Origin of the sequence: Streptomyces sp. NPDC059371, assembly GCF_042751995.1 — a bacterium.
Taxonomy (GTDB): Bacteria; Actinomycetota; Actinomycetes; order Streptomycetales; family Streptomycetaceae; genus Streptomyces.
This window is the reverse complement of the sequence record NZ_JBHYXD010000019.1, coordinates 54187-67694: the sequence shown is the minus strand read 5'-3', so window position 1 is coordinate 67694 and position 13508 is coordinate 54187. Positions and strand designations below refer to the sequence as shown.

General features: G+C 68.3%; 15 protein-coding genes. 3 read left to right on the top strand and 12 right to left on the bottom strand.

What is annotated here, in order from left to right; translation table 11 throughout:
• Window positions 1-49: 49 nt before the first annotated feature.
• The 7 genes from ACFXGX_RS13990 to ACFXGX_RS13960 all read right to left on the bottom strand — a co-directional run bounded on the left by ACFXGX_RS13990 (window position 50) and on the right by ACFXGX_RS13960 (window position 6660).
• A complete protein-coding gene (locus tag ACFXGX_RS13990) occupies window positions 50-973 on the bottom strand; it encodes a type II secretion system F family protein (RefSeq protein WP_384789567.1) in 924 nt (307 codons plus the stop codon).
• Window positions 970-1899, bottom strand: a complete 930-nt coding sequence (locus ACFXGX_RS13985; protein WP_384789718.1) for a type II secretion system F family protein — start codon at window positions 1897-1899, stop codon at window positions 970-972. Before ACFXGX_RS13985 ends, ACFXGX_RS13990 begins: the two co-directional genes overlap by 4 nt.
• 218 nt (window positions 1900-2117) lie before the next feature.
• Window positions 2118-3428, bottom strand: coding sequence for a CpaF family protein (locus tag ACFXGX_RS13980; RefSeq protein WP_384789564.1), 1311 nt, complete (start codon window positions 3426-3428; stop codon window positions 2118-2120).
• Window positions 3425-4285: a hypothetical protein gene (locus ACFXGX_RS13975; protein WP_384789561.1), complete on the bottom strand. Its 861-nt coding sequence runs from the start codon at window positions 4283-4285 to the stop codon at window positions 3425-3427. The genes ACFXGX_RS13980 and ACFXGX_RS13975 overlap by 4 nt, the downstream gene beginning before the upstream one ends.
• 20 nt (window positions 4286-4305) lie before the next feature.
• Window positions 4306-5037 (bottom strand): RcpC/CpaB family pilus assembly protein, encoded by a 732-nt coding sequence (locus ACFXGX_RS13970; RefSeq protein WP_384789558.1) that lies wholly within the window; start codon window positions 5035-5037, stop codon window positions 4306-4308.
• A 371-nt stretch (window positions 5038-5408) separates the two neighbouring features.
• A complete protein-coding gene (locus ACFXGX_RS13965; RefSeq protein WP_384789555.1) occupies window positions 5409-6005 on the bottom strand; it encodes a hypothetical protein in 597 nt (198 codons plus the stop codon).
• 4 nt (window positions 6006-6009) lie between these two features.
• On the bottom strand, window positions 6010-6660 hold the full coding sequence (locus ACFXGX_RS13960) for a hypothetical protein (RefSeq protein ID WP_384789715.1): 651 nt from the start codon (window positions 6658-6660) through the stop codon (window positions 6010-6012).
• Between the two features lie 384 nt (window positions 6661-7044).
• Here ACFXGX_RS13960 and ACFXGX_RS13955 point away from each other — a divergent pair, with 384 nt between their 5' ends.
• From ACFXGX_RS13955 to ACFXGX_RS13945, 3 genes are all read left to right on the top strand, one after another.
• A complete protein-coding gene (locus tag ACFXGX_RS13955; RefSeq protein WP_384789552.1) occupies window positions 7045-7698 on the top strand; it encodes a hypothetical protein in 654 nt (217 codons plus the stop codon).
• The gene (locus ACFXGX_RS13950; protein WP_384789549.1) at window positions 7686-7958 is read left to right on the top strand and encodes a hypothetical protein; all 273 of its coding nucleotides are present in this window, start codon (window positions 7686-7688) and stop codon (window positions 7956-7958) included. Before ACFXGX_RS13955 ends, ACFXGX_RS13950 begins: the two co-directional genes overlap by 13 nt.
• Window positions 7959-8088: 130 nt before the next feature.
• On the top strand, window positions 8089-8742 hold the full coding sequence (locus ACFXGX_RS13945) for a hypothetical protein (RefSeq protein ID WP_384789546.1): 654 nt from the start codon (window positions 8089-8091) through the stop codon (window positions 8740-8742).
• 187 nt (window positions 8743-8929) lie between these two features.
• Here the strand turns inward: ACFXGX_RS13945 and ACFXGX_RS13940 are convergent, their stop codons facing one another.
• The 5 genes from ACFXGX_RS13940 to ACFXGX_RS13920 all read right to left on the bottom strand — a co-directional run bounded on the left by ACFXGX_RS13940 (window position 8930) and on the right by ACFXGX_RS13920 (window position 13360).
• The gene (locus ACFXGX_RS13940) at window positions 8930-9532 is read right to left on the bottom strand and encodes a hypothetical protein (RefSeq protein ID WP_384789543.1); all 603 of its coding nucleotides are present in this window, start codon (window positions 9530-9532) and stop codon (window positions 8930-8932) included.
• A 1-nt stretch (window position 9533) separates the two neighbouring features.
• Window positions 9534-10184, bottom strand: coding sequence for a hypothetical protein (locus ACFXGX_RS13935; protein ID WP_384789540.1), 651 nt, complete (start codon window positions 10182-10184; stop codon window positions 9534-9536).
• The gene (locus ACFXGX_RS13930) at window positions 10181-11137 is read right to left on the bottom strand and encodes a hypothetical protein (RefSeq protein WP_384789537.1); all 957 of its coding nucleotides are present in this window, start codon (window positions 11135-11137) and stop codon (window positions 10181-10183) included. The genes ACFXGX_RS13935 and ACFXGX_RS13930 overlap by 4 nt, the downstream gene beginning before the upstream one ends.
• A gap of 382 nt (window positions 11138-11519) precedes the next feature.
• Window positions 11520-13040, bottom strand: coding sequence for a putative T7SS-secreted protein (locus ACFXGX_RS13925; RefSeq protein WP_384789534.1), 1521 nt, complete (start codon window positions 13038-13040; stop codon window positions 11520-11522).
• A complete protein-coding gene (locus ACFXGX_RS13920) occupies window positions 13037-13360 on the bottom strand; it encodes a hypothetical protein (protein WP_384789531.1) in 324 nt (107 codons plus the stop codon). The genes ACFXGX_RS13925 and ACFXGX_RS13920 overlap by 4 nt, the downstream gene beginning before the upstream one ends.
• Window positions 13361-13508 lie beyond the last annotated feature (148 nt).

Here is a 13508-nt window from a genome sequence, read left to right as displayed (position 1 = left end):
TCGAAGGAAAGTGTTGGCCGACGGGTGGCCCCGCGGGCGGCGCGGTCGGTCAGACCTGGAACACACGCATCGCCGCCGGGAAGATCAGGAAGACCAGGAAGCCCGCGCACAGCAGCAGTTGGGCGACGAGCATCGACTGCGACTTCTCGCCCGCACTGCCCTCGATCTCGGAAAGCTCGCGGTGGCGCATCGTCTCGGCACGCGAGGCGAGCGACTCCCGCACCTTGGCCCCGTCGTCCGCGACCAGCGCCAGGGACGCCGACAGATCCTTCAGCTCCTCGACGCCGAGCTCCTCACCCAGCGAGCCGAGCGCCTGCCACTGGCTGATGCCCGTGATCCGGGCGTCGGCCAGCGCGTTGCGGATGCGCTGGGTGGCCCAGCCGTCGGAGATCTCGGCGGCGGCCAACAGCGCCTCGGGCAGACCGCGCCCGCCGGCCAGGCTCATCGACACCAGGTCCAGATACGCGCCGATCACGCGCCGCAGATCACGCCGCTTGTCCACCGCGTCCCGCCGCACCTCCAGATCGGGGAGGAAGAAGAACACGATCGCGAAGAGCAGCGCGAGCCAGACCGGGATGATCGGACTGCGGCCGACGCCGAGCGTCCAGACGACGGCGAAGAGGAACGGACCGAAGAAGACACCGGCCGCGGCGAGCAGCACCTTCGTCGCCAGGAACCGCTCCCAGCTCCGGTCGAGCACCGCCAGATCGGCGCGCAGCGAGCGCTGCTCCCAGCCCTGCTGGAAATAGAGCTCGGCGACGCGCGCGCCGACCTGGGCGCGCAGGCTGCCGAGGCGTCCGCTGTCCCGCTGTCCGTGATGCGCGGACTCGTACGCCGCCCCGCGGGCCCGCATGGCGTCGATACGGGCGACCTGCGCGACCGCGCTGCGCCTCGACGGCATGAGGGCGCGGACGGCGACGTAGACGCCCAGGCCCAGGACGGCGCCGATCAGGATCGGCATGGTCAGGTTCATCGGCGTACCGCCTCATCCCCGGAAACCGGTGTACGGGGCCGCACGAACCGGACGGACGACTCGTCCCGTACCAGGAACCGCTCCGGCGTCTCGATCGTGGACAGCTTGCGCAGCCACCAGAAGCCGAGGCCGAACAGCCCGCAGACGCAGGCGAGTACGAGCTGGCCGACCGGGGTCCCGTACGGCTCGACGAACTCACGGTTGAAGATCGACAGTCCGAGGACGAAGGCGATGGACACCGCGACGACGATCTGCACGGAGCGCCGGGTCGAGGCGCGCTGGGCCATCACGCGCTGCCGCATGTCGACCTCCTCGCGCGCCGACTTGGCCAGCGCGCCCAGCACTTGGCGCAGACCGGGGCCGCGCAGCCGCGCGTTGAGGATGAGCGCGGCCACGATGATGTCGGCGGACGCGTCGTCGATCTCGTCGGCCAGTTGCTGCAGGGCGTCGGGGAGCGGTGTCCGGGAACGCAGCCGGTCCACCAGCGCGTCGAGATGCGGCCGCAGTACGGGGGCGGAGGCGCGCGCCGAGGCCGGGATGGCCTGCTCCAGACCGACCGCGCCCGCGATGGTGTCGCGCAGCGACTCGGTCCAGGACGCCAGCGCCTCCACCCGGCGCATCGCGGCCCGTTCCTCGGAGGCACCGCCGAAGAGCTTGTCCCAGAAGAAGACGAGGATGCCGGCCGCGACACCGGCGACGGCCCAGCGGGTGAGGAGGAGGACGACGAGGCCGGCGATGGCGGCGATCGAACCGCGCTGTCCGGCGAACCGGATCAGCTCGGCCGCGCGCTCGCTCGCCTTCTGCTTCTCGTGTTCGGGCTTGGCGGGCAGTCCGCGTACGGCGACGGCGAACAGCGCGAGGCCGCCGCCGACGGCGATCCCGGACCCGAGGGCGTACAGGACGGGCAGGGAGAACAGTCCGCCCATGGAGCCGAGCGAGTCGAGGGCCGCGAGCGATGTCGTGCCGGAGGTCCCGCCCGGCGCCGCGCCCGTGGCCACGGCCGCGCTCAGGTGCGGCGCGGACGCGGTCAGGTGCGGCACAGCTGGGTCGAGGTGCGGCGCGGCCGCGGTCAGGTGCGGCAAGGCCGCGGTCAGGTGGGGCACGGCCGGGGCCATGGCCGTCGTCATGTCCTGGGTCATCGTCGTCACCAATTCCCGCTGCCGGGCAGCCGGTAGCCCTGCGCGACGAGTTCGTCGAGGCAGGCGATGGGCGCGTGCGGGACGATCCGGCCGTCCGGGGCCTCGGCGAACACCTCGCTGGACAGCACCCGTCCGTCGACGCCGTTGACCTCGCGTACGGAGGTCACCCTGCGCTGGAGGCGGCCGCCGGACTCGTAGTCGTTGCGCCGATGGATGAAGACCACGAAGTTCACCGCGCCCGCGATGAGCATCTGACTGGCCTCGATGGGCAGTCGCTCGGACGCCTGGAGCGCGTACGTGGAGATGCGGTTGAACACCTCGCTGGAGCTGTTCGCGTGGATCGTGGAGAGCGAGCCGTCGTTGCCCTGCGACATCGCGTTGAGCATCGTCACGATCTCGTCGCCGAGGACCTCGCCGACGATGACCCGCGAGGGGTTCATACGCAGCGAGCGGCGGACGAGTTCGGCCATGGTGATGGCGCCCTGGCCCTCGGAGTTGGGCAGCCGCTCCTCGAACGCCACGACGTTCGGGTGCAGTTCGGCGAAGGTGTCGAGGCCGAGCTCCAGGGCGCGCTCGACGGTGATGAGCCGCTCGTGCGCCGGGATCTCGTTGGCGAGTGCGCGCAGCAGCGTCGTCTTGCCGGCGTTGGTGGCGCCCGCGATCATGATGTTCTGGCGGGCCCGGACGGCGCAGGCGAGGAAGTGCGCGACCTCGGGGGTCAGGGTGCCGTTGCCCACGAGGTCGGACATGAAGACCTTGCCCAGGCGCGCGCGGCGGATCGACAGAGCGGGCCTGCGGGTCACGTCCATGACGGCGGAGAGCCGGGAACCGTCCGGCAGCCGCAGGTCGAGCTGCGGGTTCGCGGAGTCGAAGGGACGGGACGACAGACCCGAGTACGCGCCGAGGATCTGGATCAGCTCGACGAGTTCCTCGTCGGTCTCGGCGACGGGGTCCCCCTTGGCCTCCCGGCCGTCGGCGTAGCCGATGAAGACCTCGTCGTACCCGTTGATGTCGATGTTCTCGACTTCCGGGTCGTCGAGGAGTGGCTGGAGTCGGCCCACTCCGAAGAGCGCGGCGTGGACGGCTGCCGCGTACTGCTCCTCGGTCTCCGCGTCGGGCGGGGTCCGGCCGAGGTTGATCTCGGTACGGGCGTGGTCCTCGAGAATCTGGGCGATGACGGCGCGGGCGTAGTGCCGTTCGTCCTCGCTGGACATCGGGGTGACGCCGCGGACCTGGTCCTCGCGGCGCTGTTCGGAGATGCGGTCGCCGGCGTCCTGCCGGAACCGCTTGACGAGCTGGTGGTCGACGGCGGTCATCGGCCGGCTCCGGCGGCGGGCTGTCCGTGCCCGGCGTTCGGTCCGTCGGCGGGTACGGACCAGGCGGCGCCGTACTGCTGATACAGATCCGCGGTCACCTTGCGGGCCGAGCGGATGAGCAGGGACTTGTCGAGGCGCCCGCGCCGGCGTCCGGCCAACTGGGCGGCGCCCGCGGGGTCGTCGGCGATGGTGCCCACGACGCGGGCTCCGGTCTGGGCCGCCACGAGCATGTCGTTGACCTGGTGGACGAGCTTGGCGGAGTCGCCCGGGTCGGCGACGAGGACGACGCCGATGAACGGGGTGGCGAGTCCGCCGGCGCCGCGCGGTCCGCCGTGCAGCTTGGCGGAGAGGGCGGCGGCCCGGTCGCGGACGCGGGCGATGGCCTCGGGCTCGGTGCGGGAGAGCAGGAGCACCAGGGCGGCGTGCGGGAACAGTTCCGCCGCCGGGGTGTCCCCGCTGATCCGGCCGCAGTCGGCGATGACGTCGGCCGGCGCGTTCGGGGAGTCGGCGAGCTGCGCGAACGCCCGGCCCAGGGTGGGCCAGAGTCCGGCGAGACCGGCGGCCTGCTCGGCGATCCCGAGTCCGACGAGGACGTCGAGTCCGCCGCTCAGCGGCTGTACGTGGTCCCAGAGCTGGTCGGGGACGAGACCGCGCCGGGCGGTCGCCGCGATCGAGAGCATGCCGGTGTTCGGGTTCAGCGGGCCGCCGTGGGCCGCCGCGCTCCGGTACACGAGGTCGCCGCCGGCCGGGTCGGTCTCGGCGAGCAGGACCCTGCGGGGCCAGACCGCCGCGAGCGCCACCGCTGCGGTGGTGACTCCCGGAGAACCCTTGTCTGCGGCGAGGGCGATGAGCGCCATGTCTGTCTACTCACTCGCCTCTAGTTGCCGGGGACGATGACGAGGGCGACCTGGCCCGCCGAAGCCGCGGTGGTGACGGAGGCCGCCTGGCCGCTGTCCACCATCAGGGTGACGGGCAGGTTGGTGCTGCTGATCGTGCTGTCCGTGTCGTTCTCGACCGAAATGACCTTCGCCTGCTCGACGATGGGAGCGGCGTCCGCGCTCGAAGAGCCGGAACCGGCGGAGTTGGACGAACCCGACGAGCGGCTGCCGCTCGTTCCGGTGTCGCCGACGCGGTAGACGGCCACCGTGTCACCGGACTTGATGCCCGAGGGGTACTGGCCCTCCTTGAGGGAGACACCCACGGAGGCCTTGCCGGCGGGAAGTTCGGCACCCGAGGCGAACATGTCGCCGATGACCACGGTCCCCTTGTAGATCGTGGACTTGGCCTTGAGCTTCTTGAGCGCGGTGAGCTGGCTCCACTTGACGTAGTTGATGGAGGTGTCGTCCGCGACCAGGACGGAGATCGTGTGATCGCCCACGGACTCACCCGCCTGGATGTCGCTCGTCACCTTCACGACCTCGACACGGTCACCGGCGCGCAGCACCAGCATGGTGGCGCCGAGCGCGCCGACGAGGATCAGGAGCACCGCGAGCGCGGCCAGCGCGGGTTTGCGCTCGCGAGGCGGGGTGGGAAGCCGCTCGCCCATCGCCGGCTGGGCCGACGTGGCGGCACGGTTGTTGCCCGCCCCCGTACGCTCTTGGATCCTCACGCGACCGCTCCCCGTACACCCAAGAAAATGTCTGTCAATTCACGAGCCAAGTAGGACACTTCACCCCCGATCCCCTTTACGGGACGGACCGTGCGACCTGGTCGAACTCCGGCGCCGGGGCGAGTGTCAAGCCATGGCACCGTATCAGCAGCCCCTAAGCCCCTCAAGGCGCGTCAAGACCCCTGAAGCGCACCCGACTCGACGTTATCGACGCGCAACGACAGCCGTTCGGTTCCGTGTTGAGCCCGGCGGCACGGCCTGTCCGTCACCTGTGCGCCAGCGAATCACCACCGCCGGCCGGAACAGCCGTCACGGGCCGTGCACGAGGCCTGCACGAGGTGCTCACGGACGGGGCGGGTGGAGAACCGGACTCAGAACCCCCACGGTTTGGGATGCGGCTTGACGGCCGGGTCCTCCGACCAGACCGGGCGGGCCTCCAGGTCGTCCCCGAGGAGCCCGGTCAGACGGTCGACGGCCCAGGCGTTCCACTGCACGCCGACGGGGAACTGCGGCACGCGGAAGGAGGGCAGGGCCAGCGGGAGGGCGTCCGGGCGGAAGACGGTCCTCTGCATCTCGCCGGTCGCCTTCTTCGGCTGCGACGAGGCGCGGGTGTCCACACAGTCGACGACCTGGTCCACGAGGTGGAGCAGGTAGGCGGCCGCGGGCGACCCTTCGACGCGGACCGGAAGAAGCCTGCCCGACTTCTCCAGATCCTCCCGCAGCCGGTCCGCGAGCCGGCCGCCGAGGATCGGAGCGCCGGGACAGTCGGACACGAACTCGGCCTCCCGGGCCTTCGGATCACCCGTCCACTCCGCCGCGAACACGGTGGGCCGCGGCGCCCGGTCGTCGCCCTGGAACTGCCAGCGCTTGAGATCGACGAGCGAGTCGTCCAGACGCAGGGTGCGCAGATTCCGGGCGCTCGGCATGAGCCGGTACACGGCCAGGGGGCCCGCGGCGCCGAGGGGCACGGGCCTACCGGCCCGCGAAACGGAACGTCGAGGTGACGGCGTCGAAGATGTCGAAGAAGGAGTCGGCGAGGTCGAGGACCTGGCTGCTGCCGGCGACCAGCGCGACCCTGCCCTCCTGGCCGGGCACCGGGATGAACGTCTGCATGAGCACAGCCCGGATCGTGCGCTGGAGACTGTCGTCAGGGACGACGATGTCCTCGATGCCGTACGTCCTCGCGGCGGGGCCGACGCCGGGTATCTCGACGGTGGTCACCTTCCGCCAGGCGTCGCCCTCCTTCTTCGCTTCCCGCACGGCGAGTTGTGCCGCGATGGCCTGAGGGTCCGTGGGAAGGGGCTCACCGTTCCGCGCGCGGCCGCCGACGATCGAGACGGTGACCGAGCCGGTGATCGGGGTGTCCCCGCCGAACGACTCCGCCATGCAGCCGCAGTACAGGGCACCGGACTTCCAGGCGTCGGCGGCGGCTTTGCGCAGGAAGCCGGTGTAGGTGTCGCGATGCCGTGCCAACTCCGGATGCCCGTCGATCCGTTCGCTCACCATCCGCCGGATCGAGTCGTCCCGCGACTCCGGCCGCACGTCGAACTCCCACCACGATTCGGGCACCTTGATCCGGAATCCGCCGCGCTCGACGGTGAGCGTTTCGATGTAGCGGTCCATGGTGCCCCCGGGTGCGTCGTTCATCCTCTGCCTTCGCGTACGAACTCGCCGCGTGTGTTCGACTTGTTCGGCTCGGGTCAGCGTACGAGGTGGAACGGACGCGGGGACAACACCCCGGAGACGAAGGGTTCCGCCTGCGCGGCGCCTCACGTGAAGGTGTCGAACGCAAACCCTGGGCGAGATGGGGAAGCGGGCCCCGTCTCCGCAGGGACCGATGTGTCCCGGAACACCATCAGGCCACCATGGAACGCCAATTCACCCCGGAACACCCTCGTATGCCCACGTCCGGCGTGGGGTTTCCGCCTGGCGAAACCAGCAGCCCCATGGATACCGTCATGGCCCTTGACCGACTTCGCTCAACCGATGTCCCACGGGGAGTCCCTTGTGAAGCGCCGCACTTTGCCCGTTGCTACCGCGTTCGCCGCGACAACAGCCTTGCTGCTGACGGCCTGTGGCGGCGGGGACGACACTCCGAAGGCGAACGACAAGATCGCGGGAGCGGAACGCGGCAGCACGGCTTCGGCCTCCTCCAGCGCGAGCGCTTCGGACAACGCCGACCGGCCGGACATCACCCTTCCGGGCGACGTGAAGGACGAGTTCGAGGGATGGAAGACGGGGGACGCGACGAAGGACGCCGTCCTGGCGGACGCGGGTCGCGCGCAGACGGCCACCAACTACGCGATCGTCAAGGGGAACCCCGACGAACCGGCCCTCGCCTTCTACCGGCAGGGCGACGCCCTCGTCGGCGGCGCTCAGTGGGTCAAGTCCTTCGTGGACGCCGGAATCACGTACACCGGCACCGTTCGGTACTTCCGCCCCAGTGTGACGCTCTACGGAACGACATCCGCGGGGGTCACGTTCTGCACGGACGAGAGCAAGGCGTTCAACAAGGACGTGATGACGAAGAAGGTCGACCGAACCCCGGTGACCAAGAAGTCGTACGTCTACTACAACACTCACCTGAAGAAGGCCGGCAACGACGTCTGGCAGACGACGCAGCTCGTCTCCGAAAGGGGCAGCGGCAAGTGCACGCGCTGAGGTCCAAGGGCCGGGCACTCGCCGTCGGCGCCCTTGCGACGACCTGTGTGCTGTCGCCCGGCCCTGCTTTCGCCGATCGCGGCACCGGCAGTTCCGACACCAGCGTCGACACGTCCGCAAAGCGCTCCGGCCACACGCTGGAGTCGCGGATCACCTACTCCGGCAGCGCCCGTGGAAGTGGTGGAACCATCCAGGACATCACCGTCCAAGAGATCCAGTCCGTCAAGCGGTGGCCCGCCGGAACCACCCTTGCGACGTAGCTCGCGAAAGCGCGCCGCGCCGGCTGAACGCCTTGTCGACCGCCTCGGACGCACTCTCAACATGCACCACACGATGTCGACATTGCCCTTGATCGAGTTCGCTCAACCGATGTCCCACGGGGAGTTCACTGTGAAGCGCCGCTCTTTGCCCGTTGCTACCGCATTCGCCGCGACAACAGCCTTGCTGCTGACGGCCTGTGGCGGCGGGGACGACACCCCGAAGGCGAACGACAAGATCGCGGGAGCGGACCGCGGCAGCACGGCTTCGGCCTCCCCCAGCGCGAGCACATCGGCCGACGCCGACCGGCCCGACATCACCCTTCCGGGCAACGTGAAGGACGAATTCGAGGGATGGAAGACGGGGGACGCGACGAAGGACGCGATCCTGGCGGACGCGGGTCGCGCGCAGACGGCGATGAACGACGCCATCATCAAGGGCACCTCGGACACCCCTGGCTTGGCCTTCTACTACAAGGGCAAGGCTCTGACGTCCTCCGTCAAGTGGGTTCAGAAGTGGCTGGACGCCGGAATCACGTACACGGGAACCACCCGCTACTACAGCCCCAGGGTCGAGATCTTCGACAGCAAGTCCGCCGGTGTCTCGTACTGCGCCGATGAGACCAAGGCGTACAACAAGGACCGGAGGTCCGAGAAGGTCGACAGGACCCCCGCTGGAAACGACGCCTACGTTCTGTACAACACGCGCCTGGAGAAGACTGCTCCAGGCGTGTGGCAGACCTCCGACGGCACGTCCGTACGGGGGAGCAAGACCTGCGTACGGTGACAAGGCTCCGCACAGCCGTCACGGTCGTTTGATGCGGACGCACCCGAAGCCGATGGGCGGGCCGAGGAAACGCTCTCCACTGTCGTCATCGGCACACCCACGCTGACGTCCCCAGGGGTCTCCGGACGACTCGAGTTGGTCTGGTGGACCAACTCGATCGGGGACGTCACCGGGCGCCAGTCCTGGCTCAGCGTTCCACAGTCAGCGTCTGCACGATGCTGCCCGCCGCCTCCTCCATCGCGTCAGCGATACCTGGCATGGTCCAGGACATAAGAAGGACCACCGCGCTCTCGGTACCGGTCGGCACAATTCCATACGTGAGGGTCTCCAACAGGAGTCCCGGTCCATCTGACGGAGCTCCGCCAGCGGCGAAGTCTTGTCGGATCCGTACGGCTGGTCCTGCGGGGACATCGGTTCGCGTGACCTGGGGCGGCCCGAAGTCGTCGGTACTGAAGGTATCGGTCAGCCAGTCCAAGGTTATGAGGGGTACGGAATCGTCGGGGTGAATGAGATCGACTTCCAAGATCCCCAGCGCCGCGTCGAAACCATCGGGATAGAAAGCGAACGCGTAGAACGGGGCGCGGCTGCGGCTGTCCTCGGCTCGGGCGCGCAGGTCGGCCTGCACAGCCTCCGGGTCGATGTCGTATCCCGCCGCCTCACTTCGCTCGACAATGTCCTTGGCTGCCAGCTCTGCCCAGTCGCGCTTGAGTTCCTCCCCCGGCATGACGGGGAGGGGAATCCAGTCCCGAGGGCAGGTGATTCCGTAGGTGAGCGTCGGAATGGAGGTCACCTCACTCGTCCTTCCACCTGAGTGATCCGGCGACCGCATCAAAGAGCTCCACCATCGCGTCGGCGATCTGAACCAGGGGCGTGGAGAACGTCAGCAGCAGATTCATGTCACTGCGCGGTACGCCCAGTTGATAGTCCACTGTCACGGAGGGAAGGGCGTCGATCTCCTTCTCACCCGATGTGGTGAGGACCGGTTCCTTCAAGTCTGTGGCATCTGGATCGACCCGGACCTTCATCGCCGTGCCCGCGGCAAGTTCGACCATCGAGACTGTGCGTCCTCTGCCTCCCTCGGCCCCGAGGTCGTCGGCCAGCTCCTGCAGTGACGGCGACTGTCCTCCCGGCCTCATAGGAGGGATCAGGGTGACCAGCAAAGAGGCGGGAATGGTCAGGGCGCCCGCCCGCTGGAGACTGATGTAGAGCTCGAGGCCTCCTTGATCGAACGCGTTGGTGGCACGCTCAATCAACTCCTGTAGCAAAAGACGACGCAGGCGTGGTTCGTTGTCGACGCCGTTGAACTGTCGGTTCACCAGAGCGTCGACTGACTGTCGTCGTCTCTCAGGTTCGAGATCGATCCGGAACCACCCGTCGGGCAGCAACAGCTGATAGTCGGACGGCGGCGGTTGCGTTCGGTCCGTTCCGGCGGGGGCGGTCACGGCGACTCCGGAGTCACAGGGCGATCGAACTGAAGCCGGCTGGTCAGCTGATGGGCGACCACCTGCGAGAGTTCGATCACGATGGTCAGTATCGCCAGGGCCCCGGCCACCCGTGCGGGCCACTGATCCGAAACGAGTTGAGGCAACAACAGCAGAGCGAAGAGAGAGACGATGAACGGCTCGGCGCCTCGACCGGACGCGGCGTTCCACCTAGTCCGCGAGCGGGCTTCCTTCGCGTCGATCGGCGACATCATTCGTGCGTCAGCGGCCAGCTCATGGTTCTGCCACCATGAATCGGGGTCCTTGACGGTCCGGACGTTCTCGTCGGAGACCGGCACTCCGAGCGTGCTGACGAGTTCCGCCCAGGTCTCCCGCCCCCGCGGACCGGCGAACCACCAGCGCCAGACAAGGAGCACCCGCACCGCGTCCGTCCCGTCCCTGAACTCGACACCGAGGACAGCACCGGACTTCGGATCCGTCAGGCGCACAAGGCTGGTCACTCCCGACGCTCCTCCCCTAGCGATCCACCGCTCCCCTCCCAGCGTGTCGGTCAGGACGATGTCCTTCGGCAGGATCCGCACGGCGGCCGTGTCATGGAAGCGGCGAGTGGCTCCTGAGCCCTCCATCGGTGATGGCGTCACGACGGTCGCGCCGGTGAGCGATGAGTCCTGACGGTCACGTGTTCGCTGCAGAAGGCGTACGACCATGTCGGAGCCCGGCACGACGAACAATCCGCCCGCTGCGACAGCGAACGTCCACGGGCTCGCGTTGCCCGTCATGGCAAAGACCAGGAAGAAGACGAACCAGACGAGCATGCCGATTCCCCTCGCCCAGTTGTGCCAGGCGGGAAGCTCGTGATGAATGGCGCGGTCGGGTCGCACGCCGGACGTCTGGTCGTCCCGGTGCGCACCCGTCTTCGGGCTCTCTTCCAAGGAAATGCCCAGATCACCCACGAGCCGACGCAATCCGGACCGGTCGAGGCATTGTGACGGCCCTATGTCGAGCACTCCGACCAGGCCCGCTTCCGGAAGCCACTCCGCGAGAGGAATCCGGAGGATCGTCCTCTCGTCGGCGCCTCGGAAGTCGACCACACCCCATCGGTCGGCCGAGGGGGTCCTCACCACCGTTTCGGAGTCGGGCGGCGAAAGGAAGACAGCACGGCTGATTCCGCCCGCGCCGATGGCGTACCGGCGCTCGCGTAGTCGGCGATCACGGAGGATCAGCTCGTCTCCGCGCCGGTAGAGACGCGCGTGGCGTACCACGTCAAGGGCATACGGGTTCGCCCCCCGGGGTCGCACATGAGTGTCCGGAAGAACCGTTCCCGAATCCGGTCGATCAGCCATTGCTCGTCGTCCAAGCGTCCTTGATTCCCGTGGCCGACCACAGCCCGTCGTCCAGCGCGTCGGTGCCGAGGGCGTGTCCGATCGGGGCGGTCAGCTTTCCCTTGTCAGCGGCGTCGATGAACGTCGCCACAGCAGTCGTACCCTGCCAGATGTGCGTCTGGGTCTTGAACACGTCCATCGCCGCCTTGACCTCGCTCACATTGCGGATCTCCGGAGCGATGTTGTCGAGCTCCCGGGCCAGGTCCCCGAGGCCGCTGTCACCGACTTTGAAGGCGGCACCTTCCCAGGTGCTCCCCCGGCCCAGCGAGCTCAGGTTACGAGGGCGAAGGTCCTTGACGCCCTTGAAGCCCTCCCACATCTCCCTGCCGATGGCGCGGGGGTTGAATGCTTCACCCACGCGGCCCGCACCGGGAAACCAGCCCTTGGGGGCACCGGCCACCGCTTCAGCGCCCTTCTTCCCGCGCAGAGCGCCGCCGCTCAAACGGTTGGCCTGCTTCCACGCCGCCTGCTCTGCCCGTTGGAAGGCAGCACTTCCCCGCTTGGCCACGACGTTCTCCATGGCGCGCCGGAAGGCGGCCGAGCGAGCCATTCCCTTGGCTCCCTGCATCGCACCCTTGGCGCCTGCCATGGCACCGCGGCCGATACCCAGCGTGGCGATTCCCACGACGTCCAGTGCGACATCGAACCAACTGCCCTCGCCGGCAAGCGCCAGCAGGACATGCCCGAGCAGGGAGACGATCGTGGCAAACAGGGCGATGGACCCCAGGATTCCGGCCAGCGCCTGCCCGATGACGGGGATCCATCCCACCATCAAAGAGAGCGTTCCGCAGATCGTCGCGACCCAGCCGGCCCAATTAAGGAACTCTGTGATCCACCCGGCGTTGTCGTGCACCCAGTCCTTGAACTTGTCCCAGGTGCCGTCCTTCAGGCCATCGTGGTCGATGGCGCTGCGAATGGCATCCCTCGCACGCTTGGCCGCCGCATCGCGGATGTCCTTGGCCGCGTCGAGGTCCTTCTTCGCTCGCTCCATTGCCGAAGTCGCAGCCTCTTGGCGCTTCTCCAGCTTCTTCCGGTCGGGGTCGTCGTCCGCCGTGTCCTTGGGCAGCTTGCCGATCGCGCCGCTGCTCGACTCGTGCTCGTCATGCGCGTCACGAGCGTCACGAAGTGCCTTGTCGGCCATGCTCTGCGCACGATGCAGCTCAGAGGCGTACTCCTTGGAGGGGCCGCCCTCGACGACCTTCTCGCCCAAAGCGTCGGCGGCCGCGTCATAGCGCTTGAAGGCCTTTCGGAGCTTTCCCTCGGCTTCCTCGGCCTCTTTGCGGAACTCCTCAGCGGCCTTGCTCTTCCAGGATTCGACGGAGGAGAGCGCTGTGATCTCCTTCGCCTGCTTCTGGATGGCTTCCGCAGTCCGGCGAAGGTCACGGCCGAGTCCGGCGATCTCATCCGGATCCCCGGGGATCGGGTCCGACGCCTCTCCGATCACTTGCCATTCGTCGGCCCGGGGACGCGTCACTTCTTGGCTCCCTTGCCGCCCGCGTCCTTCGCGTCGGTGGAACGAAGCGCTTCGGCGAGCTGGTGATCGATGTCCTCGTAAGCCTTGGCCGCCGTGGACAGAATCTCGGAAAGTTTCTTCAGCTCGTCCGTCAAGCGCTCACGATGGATCTTCCAGTTGTCACCGAAATCGTCGAACACGTCAACGAGGCTCTGTTCGCCCAGCGTGCCGACCCCGAGCCCATCGGCGGGGTTCGCGTTCTGGCTGAACTCACGGTGAATCTTGGAGAGTGAACGCGCGCTCTCCTTGATTCGGGTGATGTCGGCGGTCTGGTCCGACATTGATCCCTCCGGATGCTTTTCCACGGAAGCGAGACGGGGGGGGGGGGGGGGGGGGGGGGGGCGCGCGCGCGCGGGGGGGGGGCCGCGGCGCGGGGGGGCGAGGTGGCACCGGAGAGCGGGTTACACAAGAAGTCAGAAGGTCAGAGAG

Excerpts from the sequence above, each read along its gene's own strand:
- ACFXGX_RS13960 (WP_384789715.1), bottom strand. The coding sequence starts at position 6,660 with ATGGACCGCTACATCGAAACGCTCACCGTCGAGCGCGGCGGATTCCGG.
- ACFXGX_RS13985 (WP_384789718.1), bottom strand. The coding sequence starts at position 1,899 with ATGGGCGGACTGTTCTCCCTGCCCGTCCTGTACGCCCTCGGGTCCGGG.
- ACFXGX_RS13975 (WP_384789561.1), bottom strand. The coding sequence starts at position 4,285 with ATGGCGCTCATCGCCCTCGCCGCAGACAAGGGTTCTCCGGGAGTCACC.
- ACFXGX_RS13980 (WP_384789564.1), bottom strand. The coding sequence starts at position 3,428 with ATGACCGCCGTCGACCACCAGCTCGTCAAGCGGTTCCGGCAGGACGCC.
- ACFXGX_RS13920 (WP_384789531.1), bottom strand. The coding sequence starts at position 13,360 with ATGTCGGACCAGACCGCCGACATCACCCGAATCAAGGAGAGCGCGCGT.
- ACFXGX_RS13990 (WP_384789567.1), bottom strand. The coding sequence starts at position 973 with ATGAACCTGACCATGCCGATCCTGATCGGCGCCGTCCTGGGCCTGGGC.